Consider the following 4,050-nt stretch of genomic DNA (forward strand, 5'->3'; position numbering starts at 1 on the left):
CTGCTGCTGCGCCGTGGCCATCGCCGCCCGTGCCAGCGCGGTCTGCCGCTGCGCGGAGGCCGCCTGCTGCCGCGCCTGGTTGCCGACCCGCATCGCGGCCTCGCTGGCCTGGACCGCGTCTTCGCTGACCCGCTGTGCCTCCAGCTGGGTGGCGGCCGCATTGCGGTAGGCCGCCTGGGCATCCGCATTCGCCTTGTCGAGCAGCGCAATGGCGGCCTTGTTCGCCCTGTCCTTCTCGCGCTCCGCGTCGCGCTGGGCGGCCGACGTCGCCAGCCACCCCAGCAGCGCCGCGACGAACAGCCCGAGCGCCGAGAACCCCGCCACGGTGGCCCAGCGCAGCCGCTTCGCGATGCGCCGGTTGGCATGCAGCTGGTGGGCCGTCGCCTGCTTCTCGATGAGCATGCGCGCCTCGGCCAGGTCGGCGCGCTCGCGCTCGACGGCGATGCGCTTCGCCTCCTCGTCGGCGCGCGCGTACTGCAGCGCCAGCTCGGCCGCATCGCTCGCATCGAGGAACTCGCGCTCCAGCGCCGTGATCGCGTCGCGGTCGAACTCCGCGTTCGCCTGCTCGAGCGCGAGCCCGCCGAGCAGGAAGGCCTTGTCGAAATCGCCCTCGCGCCATTTCTCGGCCTGCTTGCGCAGGAAGGCGCGGCGCTCCCGCTGCACGCGCTGCTCGGCGAACAGGTGGTCGAGCAGGTCCCAGTTGCGCAGCAGCGACTCGTGCGCCACCTCGGCCACGTCGTCCAGCGGATCGCCCGACGGCGCGGGCGTGATCCGCACCAGCCGCTCGCGCACGAACTTGTCGAGCACCGCATCGACGTTCGGCGCATCGGCCACGCCGTGCAGCACGCGCCGCGTGGCCCGGCTGCGGAACACGGTGGCGGCCTCGCCCGGGCGCGACAGCGCAAGGAACACCTTCTGCGCAGCCAGCTGCTGCTCGCGCGACAGCTCGTTCTCGTACACCCGCTGGGCGGCCTCGGCCATCGCCTGGCGCGGGCTGCCCACCTCGCGGTAGGCGTCGCGCGTGATCAGGTTGCCCTTGCGCCGCGCCCACAGCGAGGTCAGGCTGAACTGCAGCAGCGGCAGGCTGGCGTCCTCGCCGACCACGCTCTTGATCAGGTCATCGACCAGGCCGGCCTGGAACTTCAAACCCACCTGCTGCGCCGGCCGCTCGATCGCCTCGCGCAGCCGCGTCGCCTCCATCGAGTACACCGAGAACTCGGCCTCGCCGTAGCGGCGGTTCAGGTCGGGGTATTCGCGGGCGAGCTGCGGCTCGACATCCTTGCGCATCGTCGCGACGACGCGGTGCGCCGCGCCCGGTGCATCGACGAGCGCGCACAGCGCAGCGACGAAGGCGAGGTGCGCCGCCGAGGTCTGCTCGGTGCGCAGCGTCAGCGCCTCCTCGAACTGGTCGACGACCAGCAGCACCGGCTGCGCGAGCCGCGCCAGCATCGCCACCGCATGGGCCGGGTGGTGCAGCATCTGCTCGGCATGCGAGCCGAGCGACGCGTCATCGGGTTCGAGCGTTCCGGCCGCGGCCAGCAGCGCGCCGGCCAGCTGCCGCAGCGGGGCCACGCCCGGCGTGAGCGGCGGCGGGTAGACCCACGCCGCGCTGCCGTCCACCGCGCCGCCGCGCAGGGCCGGCAGCAGCCCGGCCAGCACCAGGGACGACTTGCCGCTGCCTGACGCGCCGGTGACGAGCAGCAGCCGCTGCCGCTTCAGCCGCTCCACCAGCGCGGCGATCGGGTCGTCGCGGCCGAAGAAGTGCCTGGCATCCGATTCGCCGAACGCCGCCAGCCCGAGGTAGGGGCAGGCATCGTCCGACAGCTGCGGCAGCAGCGCCGCATCGTGCGGTGCGAGCAGCGGGCGCGCCACGTCCAGGCCGTGGCTGTAGCAGCGGCCGGCCCAGTAGTCGAGCATCGCCTGGCAGGCACGGCGCTCCTTCGTCTCGTCCAGGTAGGCGCCACCGGCCGCGCCGCGTTGCAGGAACCCGGCGACGTCGGGGAACATGCCGATCAGCTGCTGCCGCTCCGGGTCGGCCGCGCCGGCGCCCCCCTCGGCCAGCGCTTCGGCTTCCACCGCCACCTGGTCCAGCCGCAGCATCAAGGCCTCATGCACCTCCTGGAAGTCGGCGATCGTCTGGAACGGCAGTCGGTCCGGCTGGTTCATCGCCATTCCCCGCCCGCTCAGGCGCGGTGCCCGCCGGACACCCGGTCCTTCATGTCGCCGCACAGCTGCTTCAGGTCGGAATCGATGGTGTAGAAGCCGTAGTCGAAGTCATCGCAGAACTCGCCGAAGGCCGTGCAGGTCGACAGCGCGTCGTTGGCCGCGACGCCGCTGCCCAGCAGCTCGGCATGGCGGCCCAGGTCGGCGCAGCCGGCCGAGGTCCAGTCGGGCAGCATGCGCGTGATCGAGTCCGACAGCACCCGCCACTGGCGGCGGATCTCGTGGAAGCGCTGCGCCTCGGCGGCCTTGCGGATCACCGCGAGCCGGTTGTCCAGGCCCTGGCACAGCGTGTGCACCGTGGCGCCCTTGCGCAGCCTGGCCCCCAGCGCGCGGATCTCCTCGACCGCACGCGCGTCGAAATCGGCCCCCATGCCGCCCAGGAAGGCCAGCAGCAGCTCCAGGTCGAGGTGCTTGGCGAGCGTGGCCATCGTCGTGTCGACCAGTGCCGGCTGCACCGTCAGCAGCGTGTCGAGCGCGGCGAGTGCGTCGTCCAGCCGCTCGACCGAGCGCTGGGCGAGCGCCTCCTCCAGCGTGCCGACGGCGGCGGCGAACTCGTCGATCAGCGGCTGCATCAGCTGCGCGTCGCAGCGCTCCTGCTGCGCCACGCGGCGCACGTCGAGCAGGCGCTTCTTCATGTCGCGGCAGTGCRCCGAGAACTGCGCGAGCGAACTGCCGGCGGGAAACTCGTCGCGCCGCAGCTGGATCAGCGTGAGGTCGCCGCGCGTGGAGTGCAGCGCATCGTGCACCACCTTGTGGTCGTACAGCTCGGCGATCTCCGACAGCACGGTGGCGACTTCGCTGCTGGAGCCGGTGCGCACAGCACCGGATGGCGCAGCAGGCGGCGTGGCAGCAGGCAGCGCGAGCGCGGCCCGCAGCCCCAGCTCGTGCCCTTCGGCGATGCGCATGTAGAGCACCGGTGTCGCGAAATCGCGGCCGGTCGGCAGGTTCAGGTTCAGGATGGCGCCGCGCGCCTCGGCCATCGCCTCGTCGATGGTGTCGACGCGCGACAGCGCCAGGTACAGCATCTTCGAGAACGCGACCGCGCTCGCGTCGTAGACCGAGTACTGCATGCCGACCACCGCCGGGATGCCGGCCCGCACCAGCGACGGCGCGACACCGGCCCACTTGTTGCGGCCGTCGGTGCGCGCCGACTGGCAGGCCGCGAGCACCGCGAGCCGGATGCCCTTGGAGGCCAGCGAGCGCGCCAGCGCATCGACCTCCCACGGGTCGCTCGCGCCGTCGTCGCGCTGCAGCACCAGGTGGGCCGACGGCGCGCCGCCGTCGGCCGGCGTCCTGAACTCGCCGTGGCCGCTGAAGTGGAAGATCTCGGTGCCGTCGAGCAGCATCCGCTGCAGCGCCTCGCGCGTGGCCGGCCGGCACACGGCCATCTCCAGGCCGCCGACCGCGGCCACCGCCTGGCGCAGGTTGTCCAGGTCCTGGTCGATCTGCAGCGGCTGGCCCGGCGTGCGGCGGTCCTCGGGCTCGCACGGCACGGCCAGCAGCCGGCAGCCGGTGCGCCGGCCCTGCACCGCGGCCGCCAGCTGCGAGCACACCTCGTAGCGCACCACCGAGATCCGGCTGTCGCCGACCAGGAAGCCGCGCAGGCCGAGCGCCGCGCCGCCGCCGTCGAGGTCGCGCTCGACATGGGCAAACTCCCAGGGCACGACGTCGAGCTCGGTCGCGATGCACTTGATGCGCAGCCGCAGCCCTTCGTTCGGTGCCAGCTTGGCCAGCGAGTTCGTGAAGAAGCTGCGCGCCTTCGGCGGCAGCAGCAGGCCGCCGATGCGCTGCCCGAGCGCGACCAGCTCGCTGCGCTGGCCGCCGAGC

General features: G+C 73.0%; 2 protein-coding genes. Both read right to left on the bottom strand.

Translation table 11 applies throughout. The features are described 5' to 3' along the window. A partial coding sequence (locus AC1D15_RS20590) for an ATP-binding protein (RefSeq protein ID WP_477827430.1) occupies positions 1 to 2,166 on the bottom strand: 2,166 nt, incomplete at its 3' end. 17 nt (positions 2,167 to 2,183) lie between these two features. Beyond that, a partial coding sequence (locus AC1D15_RS20595) for a CHAT domain-containing protein (protein WP_477827431.1) occupies positions 2,184 to 4,050 on the bottom strand: 1,867 nt, incomplete at its 5' end.

The organism is Rhizobacter sp. P2_H2 (assembly GCF_056403375.1).